The 19,830-nt window shown below is 66.0% G+C and carries 21 protein-coding genes; 4 read left to right on the top strand and 17 right to left on the bottom strand.

What is annotated here, in order from left to right:
• Positions 1–99 precede the first annotated feature (99 nt).
• Positions 100–1,128, top strand: coding sequence for a fused (3R)-hydroxyacyl-ACP dehydratase subunits HadA/HadB (locus tag DB708_RS10160; protein WP_108921827.1), 1,029 nt, complete (start codon positions 100–102; stop codon positions 1,126–1,128).
• 42 nt (positions 1,129–1,170) lie between these two features.
• On the opposite strand, the gene DB708_RS10155 is transcribed toward DB708_RS10160, so the two are convergent.
• Positions 1,171–2,025, bottom strand: a complete 855-nt coding sequence (locus DB708_RS10155) for a transglutaminase-like domain-containing protein (protein WP_108921826.1) — start codon at positions 2,023–2,025, stop codon at positions 1,171–1,173.
• Positions 2,026–2,136: 111 nt separating this feature from the next.
• Positions 2,137–3,129, bottom strand: coding sequence for a glycoside hydrolase family 6 protein (locus DB708_RS10150; RefSeq protein ID WP_108921825.1), 993 nt, complete (start codon positions 3,127–3,129; stop codon positions 2,137–2,139).
• A 125-nt stretch (positions 3,130–3,254) separates the two neighbouring features.
• Between DB708_RS10150 and DB708_RS10145 the strand changes: the two genes are divergently transcribed.
• Both DB708_RS10145 and DB708_RS10140 read left to right on the top strand, forming a co-directional pair.
• Entirely contained in the window at positions 3,255–4,082 is an 828-nt protein-coding gene (locus DB708_RS10145) for a transporter substrate-binding domain-containing protein (RefSeq protein WP_108922228.1), read from the top strand.
• A 267-nt stretch (positions 4,083–4,349) separates the two neighbouring features.
• The gene (locus DB708_RS10140; protein ID WP_108921824.1) at positions 4,350–4,595 is read left to right on the top strand and encodes a hypothetical protein; all 246 of its coding nucleotides are present in this window, start codon (positions 4,350–4,352) and stop codon (positions 4,593–4,595) included.
• Between the two features lie 44 nt (positions 4,596–4,639).
• Here DB708_RS10140 and DB708_RS10135 read toward each other — a convergent pair whose 3' ends face one another.
• On the bottom strand, positions 4,640–6,397 hold the full coding sequence (locus DB708_RS10135) for an ABC transporter ATP-binding protein (RefSeq protein ID WP_201263484.1): 1,758 nt from the start codon (positions 6,395–6,397) through the stop codon (positions 4,640–4,642).
• A gap of 75 nt (positions 6,398–6,472) precedes the next feature.
• On the opposite strand from DB708_RS10135, the gene DB708_RS10130 reads away from it, so the two are divergent.
• Complete coding sequence (locus tag DB708_RS10130) at positions 6,473–7,045, top strand: TetR/AcrR family transcriptional regulator (RefSeq protein WP_201263483.1); 573 nt, start codon at positions 6,473–6,475, stop codon at positions 7,043–7,045.
• Between the two features lie 90 nt (positions 7,046–7,135).
• Here DB708_RS10130 and dnaB read toward each other — a convergent pair whose 3' ends face one another.
• From dnaB to phnE, 14 genes are all read right to left on the bottom strand, one after another.
• On the bottom strand, positions 7,136–8,512 hold the full coding sequence (dnaB, locus tag DB708_RS10125) for a replicative DNA helicase (protein WP_108921822.1): 1,377 nt from the start codon (positions 8,510–8,512) through the stop codon (positions 7,136–7,138).
• Positions 8,513–9,046: 534 nt separating this feature from the next.
• The gene (gene rplI, locus DB708_RS10120; RefSeq protein WP_108921821.1) at positions 9,047–9,505 is read right to left on the bottom strand and encodes a 50S ribosomal protein L9; all 459 of its coding nucleotides are present in this window, start codon (positions 9,503–9,505) and stop codon (positions 9,047–9,049) included.
• Between the two features lie 31 nt (positions 9,506–9,536).
• Positions 9,537–9,791 carry a 30S ribosomal protein S18 gene (rpsR, locus tag DB708_RS10115; RefSeq protein ID WP_066819628.1) on the bottom strand — a complete coding sequence of 85 codons (255 nt, stop codon included), beginning with the start codon at positions 9,789–9,791 and terminating at the stop codon, positions 9,537–9,539.
• Positions 9,792–9,846: 55 nt separating this feature from the next.
• Positions 9,847–10,371: a single-stranded DNA-binding protein gene (locus DB708_RS10110; protein WP_108921820.1), complete on the bottom strand. Its 525-nt coding sequence runs from the start codon at positions 10,369–10,371 to the stop codon at positions 9,847–9,849.
• Between the two features lie 116 nt (positions 10,372–10,487).
• Entirely contained in the window at positions 10,488–10,778 is a 291-nt protein-coding gene (gene rpsF / locus DB708_RS10105) for a 30S ribosomal protein S6 (RefSeq protein ID WP_061557737.1), read from the bottom strand.
• 165 nt (positions 10,779–10,943) lie between these two features.
• Positions 10,944–11,474: an HD domain-containing protein gene (locus DB708_RS10100; protein ID WP_108921819.1), complete on the bottom strand. Its 531-nt coding sequence runs from the start codon at positions 11,472–11,474 to the stop codon at positions 10,944–10,946.
• Positions 11,471–12,670, bottom strand: coding sequence for an alpha-D-ribose 1-methylphosphonate 5-triphosphate diphosphatase (locus tag DB708_RS10095; protein ID WP_201263482.1), 1,200 nt, complete (start codon positions 12,668–12,670; stop codon positions 11,471–11,473). The genes DB708_RS10100 and DB708_RS10095 overlap by 4 nt, the downstream gene beginning before the upstream one ends.
• Positions 12,667–13,404 (bottom strand): phosphonate C-P lyase system protein PhnL, encoded by a 738-nt coding sequence (locus DB708_RS10090; RefSeq protein WP_108922225.1) that lies wholly within the window; start codon positions 13,402–13,404, stop codon positions 12,667–12,669. Before DB708_RS10090 ends, DB708_RS10095 begins: the two co-directional genes overlap by 4 nt.
• 5 nt (positions 13,405–13,409) lie before the next feature.
• Positions 13,410–15,233: an alpha-D-ribose 1-methylphosphonate 5-phosphate C-P-lyase PhnJ gene (locus tag DB708_RS10085; protein ID WP_108921818.1), complete on the bottom strand. Its 1,824-nt coding sequence runs from the start codon at positions 15,231–15,233 to the stop codon at positions 13,410–13,412.
• Complete coding sequence (locus DB708_RS10080; protein ID WP_108921817.1) at positions 15,230–16,339, bottom strand: carbon-phosphorus lyase complex subunit PhnI; 1,110 nt, start codon at positions 16,337–16,339, stop codon at positions 15,230–15,232. Before DB708_RS10080 ends, DB708_RS10085 begins: the two co-directional genes overlap by 4 nt.
• Positions 16,339–16,920: a phosphonate C-P lyase system protein PhnH gene (gene phnH, locus DB708_RS10075; protein ID WP_165839793.1), complete on the bottom strand. Its 582-nt coding sequence runs from the start codon at positions 16,918–16,920 to the stop codon at positions 16,339–16,341. The genes DB708_RS10080 and phnH overlap by 1 nt, the downstream gene beginning before the upstream one ends.
• A complete protein-coding gene (locus DB708_RS10070) occupies positions 16,917–17,351 on the bottom strand; it encodes a phosphonate C-P lyase system protein PhnG (RefSeq protein ID WP_108921815.1) in 435 nt (144 codons plus the stop codon). Before DB708_RS10070 ends, phnH begins: the two co-directional genes overlap by 4 nt.
• Positions 17,344–18,093 (bottom strand): GntR family transcriptional regulator, encoded by a 750-nt coding sequence (locus DB708_RS10065; RefSeq protein ID WP_201263481.1) that lies wholly within the window; start codon positions 18,091–18,093, stop codon positions 17,344–17,346. Before DB708_RS10065 ends, DB708_RS10070 begins: the two co-directional genes overlap by 8 nt.
• Before the next feature lie 96 nt (positions 18,094–18,189).
• Entirely contained in the window at positions 18,190–19,824 is a 1,635-nt protein-coding gene (phnE, locus tag DB708_RS10060; RefSeq protein ID WP_201263480.1) for a phosphonate ABC transporter, permease protein PhnE, read from the bottom strand.
• Positions 19,825–19,830 lie beyond the last annotated feature (6 nt).

Below are 19,830 nucleotides of genomic sequence, written 5' to 3'. Positions count from 1 at the left end.
CGGCGGTGGCCGGTGCCTCTACCCTGTGTGCGTCCCGCAGCGCGTTAGTGTGCCTTGGTCGGCCGCAGCGAACCGATCGATAGAAAAGTTGAGCAATTCATGACCTCAGCAGCAGAAACGTCAACGCTCGAATCGCGCGTCGGCCACTACTACCAGGTCGACGGCACCTACCAGGTCGGCCGGGAGAAGGTGCGCGAGTTCGCCCGTGCCGTGCAGGACTATCACCCGGCGCACTGGGACCTCGCCGGCGCCGCTGAACTGGGATATCCGGATCTGGTGGCGCCGCTGACGTTCACGTCGGCTCCGGCTATGGCGGCTAATCGGCACTTGTTCGAATCGGTGGTCATCGGTTACGAGATGTATCTGCAGACCGAAGAAGTCTTCGAACAGCACCGACCGATCGTGGCCGGCGACGAACTGCGCATCGACGTCGAACTGTCATCGGTGCGCAGATTCGCCGGCAGAGACTTGATCACCGTGACCAATACCTTCACCGATGCTGCCGGCGAGCGGGTGCACACCCTGCACACCACCGTCGTCGGCGTCACCGCCGAGGATGTCGATCCAGCGATCAGGGCGACCGCGCAGCAAGTGATGATGCACGACGTGAACCTCGCCGGAATCGACTACTCCGATGTGGACTACCAGAAGACGGCGCGCCCCGCGGACGAGGTTCGAATCGCCGACGGAGGCACCCGCACCCCGGGGACGCCGTCCTTCGATGACGTGAAGGTCGGCGACGAGCTACCGATCCACCACGCCCGACTGTCCCGCGGCGACCTGGTGAACTACGCCGGGGTCGCCTGCGACGCCAACCCGCTTCATTGGGACGAGAACCTCGCCAAACTGGCGGGACAGCCCGACGTGATCGCCCACGGAATGCTCACCATGGGTCTGGGTGCCGCGTTTGCGTCCGCATGGTCGGGCGATCCCGGTGCGGTTACCCGCTACGCGGTGCGGCTGTCTCAGCCCGTCATCGTGTCGGCCGCCGAGGGTGCAGACATCGAATACAGCGGCCGGATCAAATCGCTGGACCCGGCAACCCGCGCCGGTGTTGTCATAGTTGGCGCGAAGTCCGGTGGTCGCAAGATCTTCGGCCTGGCGACGTCGGACATCCGCTTCCGCTGACGGGGCCGGCTGCGCGACGCCGGCCGTCGACGACCCGCGTCTCTAACGCAGGGTGACGAGTTGCTCGACCGAATCCTTGGGCAGCTCACCGTCCACGACCGCGCTGACCGTCATGTTCTGCAAGGTGATGGCGCCCCCGTGATTGTCCAGGAAGGCGGTGTCGGCGGCATCACGTCCGGTGGCGATGCGGACCATAGACTGCCGCGGGGCCAGGCAGGTGGCGTCGACCGCCCGCCACACCCCATCGATCAACGCCTCGGCCACGGCGTGAAAATCCATCGGGTGACATCCGGGGGCATACACCGCCGCCATTCGGGCCGGGACGTTGACCGCGCGCAGCAGCGCGATAACCAGATGGGCATAGTCGCGACACACACCCGCACCCGCGAGCAAGGTATCGGCGGCCCCGTCGATCGAATCGCTGGACCCAGGGACATAGTTCAGTCGAGTACCGACCCACGACGAAACTCTCTCCAGCAAGGTGACCGAGGTGCCGTACTGCTGGAATTCGGTAGCGGCGAAGCCGAAGAACTTATCGGCTTCGGCGTATCTGCTCGGGCGCAGATACGTGGTTGCATCGATCTCGCTGACCGACTCGGGGTCCGCCTGCCCGCCGACCGTCGCCGAATATGACGCGGTGACTGTTCCTGTGCCGGCCGATACGACGTGGATGCGGGTCTGGTGCGCGCCGATGACCTCACGCGGTTGGACCGCTTTGCCGTTTCGTTTGATGGTGAGCGACTCGCTCACCTCAATGCCGGGCTGACGGCTGACCGCGATTTGGAAATCGAGCACCGTCGGTTCGGAGACCTCGAGTTCGATTTCTACGCCAACGCTGCGGCCAGCACCGGCCGTGCTGCTATTGGTCGTCACGCCGTGGCGTTTCCATGCAGGCATACGATCAGGCCCTCTCGTCTGAGCCAGTCGAGTCCCGCTCGCTGCTTGGCAGGGCTTTCGTGTACGCACTTTCTTACAGCACGCAGCCGCGCGCCGCTCGTCGACGCAGAGCTACTGGCCCGCCCTGCTGGCTAGATCGATGGCGTACTGGTTCACGAAGGTGCCCGCCGGCGGATCGCCTTTGCCGCATGATCCGTCGGATTCGCCGGGACGTTTGATCCACAGGTAGGCGTCGGCGTGCGCGCCGGCGGTATTCGCGGTAGGCGGCGCACCGAGCGCTCGGCCACTCGGGTTGCACCAGTTGAGCTCGGCGTCGGGTGCCGGTCCTGCCCCGTTGCGCGACGTATCGACCACATAGTGCGAACCATTGGTGAGGCCTGAAATCGCTTCGCCGTAACCGATTTCGTCCTCGGTGGTGAAGAAGTTCGCCGTGTTGACGCTGAAACCCCGCGCGTGGCCGACGCCGGCCTGGTTGAGCCTGGCGGCCATGTCGTCGGGGCTATGCCAGCGCAGGTGACCGGCATCGACGTAGACGGCCGCGTTCGGATCCCGAGTCAGCGTGTCGACGGCATAGCGAATCAGGTCGAAGCGCTCTTGGCGCGCATCACCCGACAGACAGTCGGCCATCGCGAGCGCATCGGGTTCGACGATGATCGCCACCCGCGAGGCGCCCACGCCGGCAGCGATGCCGTCGATCCAGCCCCGGTAGTCCGCGCCCGACCCCAGACCACCCGCGGCGAAGCTGCCGCAGTCGCGGTGCGGGATCCCATACAGCGTCAGCACCGGGATCGCGCCGGCGGCATTGGCGTCGCCGACGTACTTCCCGACCGTGCCCGCCGAACCGCCCGGGACGATCCAGTACGCCTGCGGCGTGTTGGCGATCGCGGTCAACTGCGGACTCGGCGGATCGGCAGCCTGTGCGGCGCGCATGGCCGCCGACGTGGGATTCACGTAGAACGGTGCACCAGCCAGCGGGTTCCCATCGCTGACCAAGCGCACCGCCGGGGCGAGGCCGGCCTGTAGCGGGAACATGCCGGCAACGACGGCAACAGTCAGGAAGGGAGCAATCCACCGCGCCAGAGCACGAGCAGCTGAGGACATCACCCAGGAAAATTAGCGCTTCGAGGAATTCAGGGCGAATCGCGGGTGGGGTAAGGCCCCGCCGGGGGCCCGGGCAGGGTAGGGATGATGCCGTGCGCGGTCGATATTTGACACAGGTGATGAACCGAATGCCCGTCCTGCGCCGCGGCACGACCGCGGCGTCCACAGTGGCGGCACTGCTCGTGGTGGCGGCGTGCGGCAACACGGCACCGCAATCGCCGCCACCGGCGGGCAAACCCCCGACGGCCCTCGACCGAATCGTGCACGACAAGGTCGTCCGGGTGTGTAGCACCGGCGACTACCGCCCGTTCACTTTCCGCGACTCCCAGGGTTCGTGGAGCGGCCTGGACATCGACATGGCGCACGACCTCGCGGACCGGTTGGGGGCCAGGCTCGACCTGATACCCAGCACGTGGGCCCACATCGTGACCGACGTCGGCACCCGATGCGACCTTGCAATGGGTGGTATCTCCATCAGCTTGAAACGTGCTCAGCAGGCGTTGTACAGCTCGCCGTACCTGCGCGACGGCAAGGCCGCCATCATTCGCTGCACGGACAGCGACAAATACCGGACGTTGGCCGATATCGACACCGCAGGCGTTCGCGTTGTCGAGAATCCGGGCGGGACCAATGCCGAGTTCGCCAAGAGCCACATCACACATGCACAGGTAATCGAATTCCCGGACAACACAATGATTTTCGACCAGCTTGCCAATAACGCAGCCGACGTCATGTTCACCGACACCAGCGAGATCCGCTATCAGATAGCGCAAAATCCGCGATTGTGTGGCGTCGCCGCGGACCGCCCGTTGACGTTCGAGCAGAAAGCGTACTTGCTGCCTGCAGGCGAGGCTGGTCTGCAGCAGTACGTCGACCAGTGGCTGAACATCGCACAGCACGACGGCACCTACGCCAGGCTGAGCACCCGTTACCTCGGGTCGGTCATCGGTCCCTAATGCGTGCAAGTCATCGCCCGCTGCGCGGGCTTGCCCGTCAGCCGGGTCGGACAACAATGGGGATCGCGTCAGCTGACCACCTGAAGCCTGTCGAGGAGTGTGGATGTCAAACCGAGTGCTTGCATCGATCATCGGAATCGCCCGTACCGCAGGCGGATTGGTCGGCTACTTTTGGCCTGGAGCTTTCGCGCGACACGGGCAGGTCCCCGGAGCTGCAGACAACGCCGATTCCCGCTACGTGACTCGGCTGTTCGGAGCACGCGACATGTGATCGGAGTCGCGACGGTGGCGGGGCCGGCAAAGCGGACCGCGCTGTGGATGGGCGCGGTGTGTGACGCCATGGACGCCGCGTCAGCGTGGACGGCCGGCGCAGAGGGCAAGGACGTTCGCTGGGTCCGCGTCGCCAGTTCGCTGCCGGTTGTGTTCTCGCTCGGCGGAGTCGTTACCGGTATCCGCTGGCCTGCCAGCCGGCGCGACCACCAAACCAAGACACTCGAGCGCCCAATCGTGTGAAACGGGTCCCGCGCGGTCCAGGTCTGCGCGCAGGGCGGAATCTCCTATTCATGTGCGCCGATGGACGGTTCGCCGACCCATAGTGCGTCGACAAGGTCGCGGTACAGCTGATCGGTTGCCAGCAGGTCGGTGTGTGTGCCCTGTGCCCGGATGTTGCCGTCCTGCATGACCACGATGGCGTCTGCGTCGACCACCGTCGAGAGCCGGTGGGCTACCGAAACTACGGCCTGGTCGCGTGCGAGCCGGCGGATGCAGTCGTGGATCGCGGTTTCGGCCAGCGCGTCCACATGTGCGGTCGCCTCATCCAACAGCAGAACATCGGAGGGGCGCATGATGGAACGCGCCAGTGCCACGCGTTGCCGTTGGCCGCTAGAGATCGCCAACGAAGTCAGATCGGTATCAACGCCCATTTTCATCGCGGCAACCTCATCGTCGAGTCCGACGTCGCGGAGCGCCCTGCGCAAGTCGTCCTCTGTTGCGTCGGGAAACGTGTAGAGCAGGTTTTCCCGAATCGTCCCCGGCACGCTTGGCGTCTCTTGTTCCACGAAGGCAAGGCGTTTGCGGATCTCGGCATGACTACATCCGCTGTACGGCCGGCCGCGCAGCAGAAGCTCGCCGACCTGAGGTTCCAGGAATCGCAAGATCAGCGACAACACCGTGGTCTTTCCCGCGCCAGAGGGGCCAACGATGGCGGTGTGTCCGCGCGGCGCGATGGCGAGATCGATAGCGCATACGGCCGAAGTGGTTGTCCCGTAACCAGCTGTGACACCACGCATTTCGATCACAGGCTGATCGCCGAGCGCTGCTGCTGGTGCTGTTGGTGCCGCGTGCGGATCGGGTTCGACCTCGAAGGTCTCGACCTCGCGGATGCGGCTTGCCGCAGCGATACCGGCCTGCAGATTGATGACGTCCTGCGACAGCTCGGTCACCGGGTCGATCAGCCCGAACGCGTAGAGCAGGAACGCGATGAGGCTCGACAGCGCCAGTGTGCCGTCGCTGACGCGCCAGGCCCCGACTCCGATGATGACGACGATCGCCAGATCGACACCTGCCCACGCAATCGTCCAGGCGATCGACTCCCAGCGCACGGCGTGAATGGCCTGGCGAGTGGATGCCTTGGCTTCGACAATGATTTGGGTGGCCTGGCGTTCCTCGGCCCGGCTGGCCTTCAGTGTGCGTACGGCACGCAAGGCACCTTCGAGGATGCCTCCCATGAGTCCCAGGTGATGCTGCGCTTCTTGCTGTGCCGCAGCGATTGCGGGCATCAACAGCATAGACAGCACTGCGGCTATTGCGATTACCGCAAGCGTGGCGGCTAGCAGCGCAGTGTCCAGCACACCCATCAGCACCAGCGTGCCGACTAGCATCACGGCGCCGTTGATCAGTCCGATCAAGCTCGTCGACGTCGCCGTATGCAGCAGCACGGTATCGGAGGTGACGCGAGTGATCAGCTCGCCGGGTGGTCGGCTAGTGATTGCAGGCACCGTGGCACGAAGGAAGCGGCGCACCATTGACGTCCGGGCGTCAAGGACTATCCGTTCACCGACGGTCCCGAGCAACATCCATTGCGCACAGTGGATGCCCGCGCCTAACACGAACAGCCCTAGCAGGGTCACCGCCGGACCTCGCAGCGACGCGTTTTGTCCAAGCGAGTCGAGCACCCACTTAGTGACCAAGGGCGTCGCCAAACCAGCGGCCGAGCCCAGCAATCCCAAAACCAGACCTGCCGCGAGAGCACCGCGATGAGGTGCGGCGAATGACCAAAGCAGGCGCAGTCGCGCCAAATACGATGGAGAAAGCATGATTCGAAATGGAACACGATTGTCCTATTTATGTCAAGGAGCTCCCTAAACCGGACCTTCGCGTACTATCGCTTCGTGGACGGCGCCGGTGCAATTGTTGAGTCCGGCACACGTGTCCGGACACGTCGCGCCATCCTGGACGCCGCGGTCTCGGCGCTGACCCGCAATCCCCAAGCCGCGTTGGCCGATATCGCCCTGGTCGCAAACGTCGGACGCTCGACCGTGCACCGTTACTTTCCCGAACGATCCGACCTGCTGGCGGCAATCGGGACCGACGCGACGGAAAAGATCGCGGCTGCCACGGTGCGCGCGCGCCTCGGCGACGGCAGCGCTCCAGACGCGCTAACTCGGCTGGCGCAGGAGTACTTCGAGTTGGGCGACTTGCTCCTGCTGGTTATCAATCGACCCGACATGTTCGACATCGTCGACTGGGTCACCGATACAGACGCCGACCGAGCTTTGATCCTCACGATTGAAAGAGGTCACGTCGAGGGAACTGTAGACACCAAATTGGATCCGGCGTGGATCCAGTACCTGTTGTGGGGCCTGTTGATCTCGTCGTGGGAGTTGACTCGACTCACACGAGCGCCGAAGCACCACGTGCTAGGCCAATGTATTTACACTCTGACCAAGGCGATTACGCCATAGGTTGATGACGTGATTCGTTCGGACGCAACAATTTTCGTCTGAAGATGGCGCGCGCAGGTCCAATCTCCCCAGCATCAGCCCGGTAGGTTACTACCGCGCCATGTTCGCGAAGCGTGACAGGTGCAGCTGGTGGGCAACGGTGACCGTCTTGGTCGGGCCGTTGCGGTGCTTGGCCAGAATGAAGTCGGCCTCTCCCCCACGCGGGTCGTCGCGCTCGAATGCATCCGGCCGGTTCAGCAGGATGACCATGTCGGCGTCCTGCTCCAATGATCCCGACTCACGAAGGTCCGACAACATCGGCTTCTTGTCGGTGCGCTGCTCCGGACCCCGGTTCAGCTGGCTGATCGCCACCACCGGCACTTCGATCTCCTTGGCCAAAAGCTTGAGATGCCTTGAGAATTCGGACACCTCGATCTGGCGCGACTCGACCTTCTTGCCCGACGTCATCAGCTGCAGGTAGTCGACCACGACCAGCTTCAGGTCGGCCTTCTGCTTGAGCCGGCGCGCCTTGGCGCGGATCTCCATCATGGTCAGGTTCGGCGAGTCGTCGATATACAGTGGCGCCTCACTGATTTCGCTCATTCGTCGCGCCAACCGAGTCCAGTCGTCGTCGTTCATCCGGCCCGACCGCATGTCGGCGAGTTTGATTTTCGCCTCGGCCGACAACAGCCGCATCACGATTTCGGACTTGCTCATCTCGAGCGAGAAGATGACGCTGGCCATCCGGTTCTTGATCGAGCACGACCGCATAAAATCCAGACCCAGTGTCGATTTGCCGACTCCAGGACGAGCCGCAACGATGATCATTTGTCCGGGATGCAGACCGTTGGTCACCTCGTCGAGTTCGGTGAAGCCGGTCGGCACGCCGCGGGAGATGCCTCCGTTGGAGGCGATGGCGTCGATCTCGTCCATCGTCGGCTGCAGCAGGTCCTCCAGCGGAACGAAATCCTCCGACAGCCGACGCTCGGCGACGTCGTAGATCTCGGCCTGTGCGCGGTCCACGATCTCGGCCACGTCGGCACCCTCGGCGCCGGCATAGCCGTATTGCACGACCCGCGTTCCCGCCTCCACAAGCCGTCGCAGCAGCGCCTTCTCCGCCACAATGCCCGCGTAGTACCCGGCGTTGGCGGCGGTCGGCACCGTTGAGATCAGGGTGTGCAGATAGGGAGCCCCCCCGATCCGGCGCAGCAGCCCGCGGCGGTCCAGTTCGGCGGCCACCGTCACCGCGTCGGCGGGCTCCCCGCGCCCGTACAGGTCCAGGATCGCGTCGTAGACGTTCTGGTGTGCGGGGCGATAGAAGTCGCCGGGCCGCACCCGCTCCAGCACATCGGCGATCGCGTCCTTGCTCAGCAGCATCCCGCCCAGCACCGACTGCTCGGCGGCCAGATCCTGCGGTGGCTGACGGCTGAATTCCTCACTGGGCGGTGAAGCGTCCATGCCAGGAGCTAGGTCATCAACGACCGCCACGGGCTTTCGCCTCCCTCTGCAACATCATACGAACATACATTCGATCGCCGACACTCGCAGCGTAGGCCCGGACGCTCGCACACCCCTGAACCAAGCACCCGTAAGCCTCGCGCCGGGAAGACCGTAAACGTTGCTGGGCAGCTGTTGAAAGGGGCGCTGTTCATAAGGTTGTGCATCGTATGTGCATATCCATCGACACCTGTGTTGAGTGGGTTGTGGAGAACCTGTGGACTAAAACGCGGCGCTGCGACATCCCTGCTGATAAGGGTCGTACACGACGGGTGAATTGGTGTGGAGAAGAATCTCTTCGGCGTGTCGTCGCAGGTTACTGCGCCGGGCGTGTTGGCTTTCGGCCATATTTGCGCTGAGTTACGAGGGGGTTAAGTGGCCCACTCGGCGACGTCACTGAAATAGTTCGCCAGCCGGACCCACGACGTCCATCCACAGCGCAATCTCTCGGCGCGCTGGCGGCACGACAAAATCCGGCGACCGCCGATTTAGGGCAGCCGCCGGATGTCGACAAACAGTGCTGAGTTAGCTATCCGCGACGACGTTGAGCGCAACGTCGACATTGATCTCGGGGTGCAGATGCACCGCGACCGAATGGGAGCCGACCGCCTTGATATGCGACTTGGGCAACCGAATAATGCGCTTGTCGAGATTTGGGCCGCCGGCCTTCTTGATTGCCGCCGCGACGTCACCGGCGGTCACCGAGCCGAACAGCTTCCCGGAATCGGCCGCCGTCTTCACCGGCAACGGAACCGGACCCAGCGCCTCGATCGCCGTCTTGATCTCGTTGGCGTGCCCCAAATCGCGGACGGCCTTGGTGTCGCGGGCACGTCGGATCTCGTCGGCCTGCTTCTGTGCACCGCGCGAGGCGAGGATCGCCCGGCCGCGCGGAAGAAGGAAGTTGCGGCCGTACCCGTCCTTGACCTCGACAGTCTCACCAACGGTGCCGAGATGGTCGACGTCGGCCGTCAGAATCAGCTTCATCGTTTTCGTACTTTCGGTTGGCGTCCGGCGGTTATCGCGCCGACGAAGTGAAGGGCAGCAGAGCCACCTCGCGGGCGTTCTTCACCGCGATCGCGATGTCGCGCTGGTGCTGCACGCAGTTACCGGTGACACGACGCGCCCGGATCTTGCCGCGCTCGCTGATATACGTGCGCAGCAGGGTGGTGTCTTTGTAGTCGATGGATTGGCCCTTCTTGGAGCAGAAGACGCATTTCCGTGTCTTGATCGGCTTTTCCGGAGCCGGGCGCCGTTTCGTGGACTTGGGCATGTGTTTCTTTCTTTCCGTTTGCTAGTGGTCTTGCGTGATTCAAATGTGGTTGACGTCAGAACGGAGGTTCTTCGTCGCCGCCGGCGAAGGAGCCCGATGCCGGGGCGCTGCCCCACGGGTCGTCAGCCGGTGCGCTACTTGGCTGTGCCGGGGGCGCCTGGCGGGATCCGCCGCCGCCTCCGCCGCTGCCGAAGCCACCGCCTCCGCCGCCACTGCGGCTGGCCTTGTTGACCTTGGCGGTGGCGTACCGCAGCGAGGGCCCGATCTCGTCGACCTCAACCTCGAAGACGGTGCGCTTCTCACCTTCGCGCGTCTCGAAAGAGCGCTGCTTGAGCCGGCCGGTGACGATCACGCGCGATCCGCGGGTGAGGCTTTCCGCCACGTTCTCGGCGGCCTCGCGCCAGATGTTGCACCGCAGGAACAGTGCTTCACCGTCTTTCCATTCCGAACTCTGGCGGTCAAAGATCCGGGGTGTCGACGCGACGGTGAAGTTCGCGACGGCGGCACCCGACGGAGTGAACCGCAGTTCAGGGTCGGCGGTCAGGTTTCCGACAACGGTGATAGTGGTGTCACCAGCCACTGTGTCCTCCTGGGTCCGTCCTGGCTCTCGCCCGGGAACGGTAAACGGTCATGTGCATGTTCTCGCTGAGCCTACGCACCCACCCCGACTACGGGGAGCGTGCGCGCCAACCGAACTCAGTGCTTGTCGGTGCGCATCACCTTGGTGCGCAACACCGACTCGTTGAGGCTCAGCTGACGATCGAGTTCGGACACCGTGGCCGGCTCCGCCTTGAGGTCGACAACCACGTAGATGCCTTCGGCATGCTTGGCGATCTCGTAGGCCAGCCGGCGCTTACCCCAAATGTCCACCTTGTCGACGGATCCGCCGTCTTTGCGGACGACATTGAGGAACGTCTCTAGGGACGGGGCGACGGTGCGTTCGTCAAGTGTGGGGTCAAGGATGACCATGATTTCGTATGGACGCATAGGACCTCATCACCTCCTCTGGTCTAAGCGGCCACGGGCAGTCCGTGGCAGAAGGGTCGCCTGCGTCGGCAACCGCATCAGGCTACCGGACGACACAGCGGCCCGAGAAATCCATGCAACCCAGGTACTCGGCGATCAGTGCCCGGGCAGATCCGCCCGCGGCGCTCAGGCGATCAGCCGGTCGTAGGCGTCCAGCACCTCGGCGATGGTGATCACCGGACCGTGCGGATCCTTCGCGTTGTCGTCCCAGCGCCGCACCACGACCGCCTCGTCGGCGCCCGGATTTGCGCGGAAGTCGGCGATCTCTAGCTCGCTCATCCCGCCACCCTGCAGTTTCAGCGACGCGACCGAGGCCGGGCTGAGATGCGCGTGGTACCCCGGGTCGGTGGCGACCAGGTAGCGCTTGGCCGGCACGTGCGCACCGATTATCCAGGCTGCGCGCTCACTGAGGTGCGTGCGCGCGAACTCGGCGCCGCACAGCTCGTGCGGAAGATCCGGCCATTGGGCAGCCGTCACTTTGGCCTTCCCGATGTCGTGCAATGTCGCCGCGAGCAACAGCTCGTCGTCGGCACCGGCCTGTTTGGCGTACCACCCGGTCTGTAGTGCATGCGCGCGCTGGTCCACCACCTCACGGCCATAGGGCAGGCCGGCCAGCCCGTCGATGAGCATGGCCAACGTTTCACGGGTGAGGGTCACGGCGTCTCCTTACTCACCAATACCGAATGCACGACGGGCCAGCGCCCGGGTGCGACCAGCGCCAGATCCGCGCGCCGGCCGGGCAACAGCCGGCCTCGGTCAGCCAGCCCCGCGACATCGGCCGGGCCCGACGTCACCAGCGCGACGGCGGCGGCCAGGCCGATCCCGGCGTCGTTGACGAGGGTGAATGCCGCGGCCAGCAGGCTCGACGGCAGGTAATCCGAAGCGATCGAGGTCACCAGGCCGCGTTCGATCAGCTCGCGGCCTGACGCGTTGCCGTTGTGCGAGGAACCGCGCAGCACGTTCGGCGCGCCAATCACCACCGGCAGCCCATGGTCACGCGCCGCTTGCGCGGCCGCCACCGTGGTCGGGAATTCGGCGACCGCACCGCCTCGGGCCATCAACTCGTCGACCTCGGCCCGCGACGTCGGGTCATGGCCGAGTAGCCGGATCCGCCCGGCTCGAGCGTGCTCGCCGAGCCAGCCCATCGCCTCCTCACGGATCCCGAGGCGCCCGCTGCGCTCGGCAATAAGGTCGTCGACGTGGCGCACCGCTTCCTCGACGGTCATTCCGCGCGAGCCCATCATGTAGCGCTCGTAATATGCGCGTTCGGCGTACTGGCCCTGCCCGGGAGTGTGGTCCTCATGCGAGACCAGCGGCCTGCCCACCGGGCTGGCGAGCCGTTCCTTAAGCGCCACAAGACCTTCTGGGCTACGAACATCGAGGCGGTACAGGATCCGGTGGTCCACTAGTCCCACGGTCCGCGCCTCGATGGCGTCGCAGCACAGCTCGGCGCCCTCGACGGTACGCGGGGTGCCGCGGCCCATGCTGTGCTCGAACCCGGCGCCGTGAAACACCGTCGTCACCCCGGCGGCCCGTAGCTTGCCCTCGAACGACAGCAGCGCGAACTCCATCGGCAACTCGGCACCTGGCCGCGGCAATCGCTCCTTCTCCAGCCCGTCGCTGTGGGTATCCACCAGACCCGGAATACACAGCAGGCCTTGACCGTCGACGTCAACCGACAGCCCCGGCCGGTGTGGTTCGACCGCCGCGATGACACCGCTGCGCACAGCCACCACCGCGTCGTCGATCACGCCGTCGGGCAGCACGGCGCAGACGTGACCGAGCACGTAATCCGCCGGCGGCATCGCCAACGGCCAGTGCCGCACGGTCCGTTCGAACATCTCGATCGTCATGCCACTCCTTCGAAGATCTCGTTCACCGCACCGTCTTTCACCACGCGGCCGTCGCGCATCAGCACCACCCGAGATGCCAACCGCCGCATGGCGTCCAGATCGTGAAAGACCCCGAGCACCGCGACGTTCTGTGTCGTCAGCGCCCCAATCAATTCAAGTGCCGCTTCGCGATTAGCGGGGTCGAGCGCCGACACCGGCTCGTCGAGCAGCAGCAGCCGCGGCGGCCGTACCGTGCCGGCGGCCAGGTTCACCCGCTGACGCTCTCCGCCGGAGAGCACCGAGCAGTCCACGTCCCACAGCACTTCGTCGAGGTTGAGCCGTTGCAGCGCGTCTCCCGCCGCCTCGCGCGCCTCGGCGCGGTCGACACCGCGACGCCGGGCTGTGGCCGCTACGAGCTCCAGCGGGCTGGTACGCGGCGGTGCATTCAAAAACTGTGAAACATAACCGAACTCGCGGCCCCGAACGCGTGCCATGGCCCGGTCCGGCAGCTTGGTCAACTCGATCTCTTCGTTCGCCGTGGTGCGCAACAGCACCGACCCCGAGTTCGGCAGATAGGTGCGGTGGACGCAACGCAGCAGGGAGGACTTGCCGGCCCCGCTCGGGCCGGCCAGCGCGACATGCTCGCCGGCCCGCACGTCGAGGTCGACGCCGCGCAGTGAGTGCACGACGCGCCCGTCGATGGTGTGCAGCGTGAACGATTTGTGCAGTCCCCGCACCGTCAGCACCGGTGGCACCGCGATCACCTCCTGGCCGCGGCAACGAGCCGCTGTGTGTAGGGCTGATGCGGGTCACAGAACAGCTGATCGGTCAGGCCTCGTTCGATCACCCTGCCCAGCTGCATGACGACGGCGCGGTCGGTCAGCGCCTCGATCACCGAGAAGTCGTGGCTGACAACGACTGCCGCGATATTGCGTTCAAACAGCAATCCCCGCAGCAGGTCGAGCACACCGGCGGCTACCGATGCGTCCAACCCGGTGGTCGGCTCGTCCAGCAGCAACACCGGCGGTTCGGTCGCCAGCGCCTTGGCGATCTGCACGCGTTGCCGCATGCCGCCGGAGAACGTCCCCACCGGATCGTCCATCCGGGATAACGGAACCTCGACCCGCTCAAGGAGTTCGGCGGCTCGGTCGCGGATGCCCTGGTAGCCGCGCCAACCCGCCGCGGTGAGCCGTTCGGCGACGTTACCGCCGGCACTGATCCGCAGGTCGAGACCATCGGCGGGGTTCTGGTGTACCGCCGCCATCGTGTCGACGCGCAGTCGGCGGCGCTGCGCGTCGGGCAGCAGGAGCAGGTCGGTAACACCGTCGTCGACAGTCGCCAGGTGCACCGAACCTGCTGTCGCGCTTTCGTTTCCGATGACGCACGCCAGTACGGTCGACTTCCCCGATCCGGATTCCCCAATCACACCCAGCGCCTCACCGGGTGCGACATCGAACGACACATCCCAGGCCGCCACGACCGCGCCGGTGTTCGGGCTGATCGCGGTGCCGTACTCGGGCCCGGTGCCATCGACCGCATACACGCCGCCGGTGCCGTGCACCTTGCCGATCGAATCGACTCGCAGCATCCATTCGCGGCCGCCCACCCGCATTTCGCTGCGGTGCGTCGGGGTTGGCCTGGTAGTCAACCGTGCCGAGGCCCCGGCACGGCGCCGCGGATCGGGCAATAGGTGCAGCGGCGCACGCTTGCGATGTGCCGCGCGGTCGGCGTTCCCGGCGCGCACGCGGGCACACCACTCGGTATCGCTGCACACGAAACCGCCTGCGGCCCCTGCCTCTACCAGGAACACGTCGTCACTGCCACACAGCCTGCACCGCGCACCGGGTGAATACTCCACCTCGAACGGCACATCGTCGAACGTCAACGGGATCACGTCGGTGTGCGGCGGGACCGCGTAGATCCGCTTCTCGCGCCCGGCGCCGAACAGGTTGATCTGCTCGCTGCGATGCAGCCGCGGTACGTCCCAGCGCGGAATCGGCGTGGTAGCCATCACGTATCGCCCGGCCACCAGCACCGGATAGCCCGTGGTGCGGGTGATCATGCCATTACGGACGATGTCCTCATAAAGGCCCGCCCACATTGCGGCGTAATCGTTTTCGGCGTGCATGCGCTGACACTCGGCGACCGATTTCTGCACCTTGCGCAGTGGCTCGGGCACCGGAACCTGATACACCAGCAGATCGCCCGCCGACAGGGCTTCCTCCGGGATGCGATGGCGGGTCTGGACCACGGTCGATTCCCGGGTGTCGGCCGACTCGGCGCATCCGGTGGTGGACGCGATCAGCCGGCGTAAGTTGGTGGCGTTGACACCGCCGTCGTCGCCCTGGTCGATGACCTTGACGGTATCGCCGGCGCCGATCACCGCCAGCGTCACCTGCAGGCCGCCCGAACCCCAGCCGCGCGCAACCGGCATTTCCCGCGATCCGAACGGCACCTGATACCCCGGCACGCAGATCGCGGTCAGCGCGGCACGGCGGATCTCGCGTTTGCCGCTTTCGTCCAGGATTTCCGGCGGCGCCTCGTAATCGCTTGATCCGGTGAGTAATTCGGTTGTCGTGGTCATTCGCACTCCCTTCCGGCAGGCTCGGGAACTCGCGCGCTTCGCGCTTCGCCTGCGGCCTGCAGCGCTTGTTTGCGTTCCACCATGGAGCGGAAGGTCACATAGTGCGGGAGTTTGAGGTGCTCCAGGAATCCGCCGGAGTCCAGCCCATCGGTGGTCATCAGCAGTAACTGTTCGAGCGGGCCGGACCGGCCGAACCGGCGGTTGGCGATGTCCAGGTTCGCCATCGCGATGGCCTTACGTTCGTTGTGCCCGAAGCACATTCCGTACCCGACGTCGAACCGGCTGCGGTCCTCCTCGGCACCGTCAAGATCCTCGATGGCCTCGGCTTCGGTGATCCGGAACTCACCGACCGTCACCGGCTCGCCGGTATGTGGATGCGTGACCTCTAACGGCAACCGTCCGTGCCGCACCTCACCGAGAGTGACCTCGTGAATGTCACCGTCGGGGCCCAGGATCGACCGGTACCACAACGAGACAAGTGCGCCGGTCTCAGCTCGCGCCATCGCCGCGAGCGCCGCCGAGCGCGGCGCTGGAGGCCGGGGCGGAACACGGCTGATGTCAAAGGGTTCCGGGTCGTCGCCGGTGCGATGGTCGACGACCAGACCGGCCTCGCGCAGCAGGTCGAGGAATCGCCGCGGGCTGCGCTGCTCCGCGGTGCGCGGCGACGTCGGAACCGGCTGCTCCTCGGCCGGCGGCGCGGGAGCGGGGCCCGACTTGTCCAACAGCCTGCGGGTGTAGTCGGTGGTGCGGCCCAGCAGTTGCGGCCCGTCAGGCTCGCGGAAGGCCGGCACGATGCGGCGCATGATCGTGATCCGGTCGGGGTCGATCGGCTCGCTGACCGCAAGACGGGGCAGCGTCGAGCGGTGCGCGCGCAGCAGGTGCGCAGCCTCCAGCGAGTCGCCTTCGGCCTGGCGAAGCGCGGCCGCCGCGGCGGCTTCGTCGAACAGACCCGCCTCGCCCATCACCCGGTCGACCGCGAGCCGGAAACGCGCGACGATCTGCTCGGTGCTTGCCCACGGAACCGGCGCGAAATCGCGCGCCCGGCGCACCAGATCCTCCGCGGCGAGAATGGCGTCCAATCCACCGCGCGCTCCTGAGTAGCCCACTAGTTCTCCTCGGTGATCGTCGTGGTGCGCGGCAGACCGACGACGCGCCCGTCGTCGGTCACCAGTAGGACGTCGATGCCGGCCGGGTGTGCGCCGACCGCCTCGGCCCGAGCGGCGGCGAATCCGGCGGGCAGGCCCTGGGGCGCGAGGGTCGCGGTACCGCAAACGCCCGGACCCGACAGCGTCCAACGGCCGGGGCCACCGTGCACATCGCGCACGCCGAGTGCCACCAGTGCGGCGTCCTCGGGTGCCTGGGCCGACCCGCGGGTGAAGCCGCGAATCTCATCGGTGCTGACCGGTCTGACCGCAGCCACCAATCGCGCCATCTCGGCCGGCCAGGCCGGTGCCGCGGCTGCGGTGGCGATCGCGTCGGCCCAACGGTCATCGGGGTTCTCCAGAACGCACACCCCGGTGGTCGAGTCGGCCAGCGCGACGATCACAGCAACGGCCGGCGCCAGCACGCACAGCGGTTCGCTGGGCAGTGCCAACGGGGTTCCGGGCCGGGCCAGCGCCTCCAGCACCGCCCGAAAGACCTGCTGCGAGTCGGCCGGGCGCAGTGCGGTCACCCTCGACGCGGTCACCTCAAGTCCTCGAATTCGACGACGGTGGGGGCTAGCTCTGCCCATTCGCGGTGCTGCTGCTCGGCTTGGCGGGCGACGACCGCGCAGCACAGCCGGTCGACTTCGGCGGCGTGCGGCCGACCCGCCTCTACCTCGGCGTCGAGCACGGCGGCAGCCAGGACGGCGACCCGATCGTCGCCGACCCGCATCGCCCAGCCGCGGTGACCCGCCAGTTCCACCTCGGCGCGGCAGGCCAGCACGTCGCCGAGCAGAAACCGTTCACCCGCGACCGGCTCACGAATCTGCGTCGATACCAATCCGACCTCGGGTGCGACGAGTACACGCACATCGGCACCGTCGGCCAGACAGGCATCGGCCAGCACCCGCAGCTCCTCCATCTCGGCCTGGGCCAGCAACCCGCAGCGTCGCACCCGGTTCAGCGAATCACTCACGGTGTTCTCCCGATATGGCGCCCACCGCGGTGGTGTCTTCGAGTTCGACCACCACCCGCACCGCGTCGGCGCGGGTCCATGCGCTGCTACTCAAGAGCACGCAACCGTTCTCGGCGTCACGGCTGATGCTGTCGATCCGCCACACCGGGTCGCTGGCTTCGATGCCGAGGGACCGCAGCACATCGCGGGGCGGGATGTCCAAACTCGCGCGGCACCACGCCCGCACCGGTCGCAAACCACCGAGCTGGCACAGCACGATGTTCACCGACTCCACGCTCTGCAGCGCGACGTCCAGATTGGGCGCGGCCTCGACCGGGACCAGCTCCCGAGTGACCGAGGCCAGCAGGTCGTCGATGAAGAAGTGCCGCACGATCCGGTACATCGGGGTGCCCGCGGGCCAGCCCAACTGATCCGACTCCTCGGCGGCCAGCCCGATCCGCTGCACCTCCTTGGTCTGCGAGCGCGGAGTGGCGCCGCTCGCGATCACCGTGGCATGCCAGGACGGCGGCTTGGTCCGCGAGATCACGTAGTCGATACGCCGATTGACGAAGGTGCCCGCCCCCTGGATGCGGCGGACCAACAGGCGGCGCTCCAATTCCTGCAAAGCCGAGCGTGCCGCGGCGCGGCCGACACCGAACCGGTTGGCGAGTTCGGGCTCACTGGCCACCCGGGTGCCGGGCTTGCATGCGGCCAGCTCGCTGGCCAGCTGATCGGCAATGTCCATATACCGCGCTGAGGTCACGTCACCACGTTGGTTGGCAAGGTTGTCCGAACAACTTCGCCGTGGCCAACGTCGGCGCCCCTGCAGGTGAACATCCCGCACACTTGTTACCGCCGCTCAGCTCACCTCGTGTCGCAGCCATACCGCCAGCGCTTCCACCGCCAGCACGGTGACGAACACCATCAGCAAGATCGTTGTGACCAAGCCGAATTCGAGGATCTGCGCACCGCTGAGGAGATCGAAGCCGATGCCACCGGCCCCGACGATGCCGAGCAGGGTAGCCGCGCGGATGTTCACATCGAGCTGGTAGAGCACGTGCCCGACGAAACTTGGTGCGGCCTGCGGCAGTGTTCCGGCGGCGAACACCTGCCAGCGACCCGCGCCCGTCGCGCGGATGGCCTGCTGAGGACCCGGATCGATTTCTTCCAGCGAATCGGCTACCAGTTTGCCCAGCAGCCCGATGCTGCCAACGGTCAATGCCAGCGTGCCCGCTACCGCACCGAGCCCGGTGATCACCACGAATACCACTGCCAGCACCAATTCCGGGATGCCGCGAATCACCACCACGAAGATCCGGAACATCTGGGCAACATGGGGATTCGGTGCGACATTGCGGGCAGCCAGGCAGCCGATGGGCAATGCCAGCACAGCGCCGATCAACGTGGCACCCAGCGCGATCTTGACCGTCACCCACAGATCGGACCACAGCTTTCCGAAGATGCCCGCGGTGTCCGGCGGCCAGAACAGTCCGGCATTCCTACCGATACTTTGCAATGAATCCAGGAAGTGGATCGGGTTGAGGTCCGCGCCCGCCGCGGCCATCAGCATCACCAGCACGGTCAGCGCGCCGTACCCGGCGCGGCGCAACCGCGGGGCCGTCCAGGGCGGGCTGACCTGATCGCCGGTGTGTAGCGGCGCACCGCGCGCCGATCGCCCGTCGGTGTTGTGCAGCAACGCCCGCCGGACTGCTCCCGACATCAGCTCGACCAGGATGCACAGCACGAGAACGACTGCGGCCAGCGCCATCCCGCGCCGGTAGTCCAATTGCTTGAATGCAGTGGCTATCGCGTAGCCAAGGCCGTTGACACCGACGAAACCCAGCAGCACCGAGATCCGCAGATTGATGTCGAGGCGGTGCAGTGCGGTCGCCACGAACGCCGGCAGCACTTGCGGCAGCACGCCCGACATCAGCTGCTGCCCCGCACCCGCGCCGCTGGCGCGAATCGCCGCCCGGGGCCCCTCGTCGATGTGCTCGATCGCGTCGGCATAGAGCTTGGCGACCATTCCCACCGAATGCAGGCCCATCGCCAGCACGCCGGTCATCGCGCCGAGCCCGAAGATCCGGAAGAACACGATGGCCATCACCACATCGGGGATCGCCCGAACCATCACGATCAGGGTGCGCGCACCGAACCGGGCCCCGATACCGGGTGTGGTGTTGGCCGCGGCCAGGATCGCCAGCGGAACACTGATCAGCACGGATAACACCGTTGCCGATATGACGATCGCGAGCGTCTGACCGCACAGCTGCAACAGCTCGCCAACGGGCGGGAAGTCCAGCGGCAGCATGCGTCCCGCGAAATCCACCGCGTTACAGGCGCCCTCGAGGAAGGTCGCGGCATTGATCCGCAAGTCGGCAACAGCCCAGCAACCGACCAGCGCCAAGACTGCGATGGCCAGCCAGGCCGCCGTGCTCTTGGGCCGCGGCGGCCGCAGTGTGCGCTGAGTCTGCGGGACGGTTTCAGTGGTCACGCACGA

The organism is Mycobacterium montefiorense, from assembly GCF_003112775.1.
GTDB classification, from domain to species: domain Bacteria; phylum Actinomycetota; class Actinomycetes; order Mycobacteriales; family Mycobacteriaceae; genus Mycobacterium; species Mycobacterium montefiorense.
Note: the sequence above shows the minus strand (reverse complement) of the source record. Positions and strands in the feature narration are given on the sequence as shown.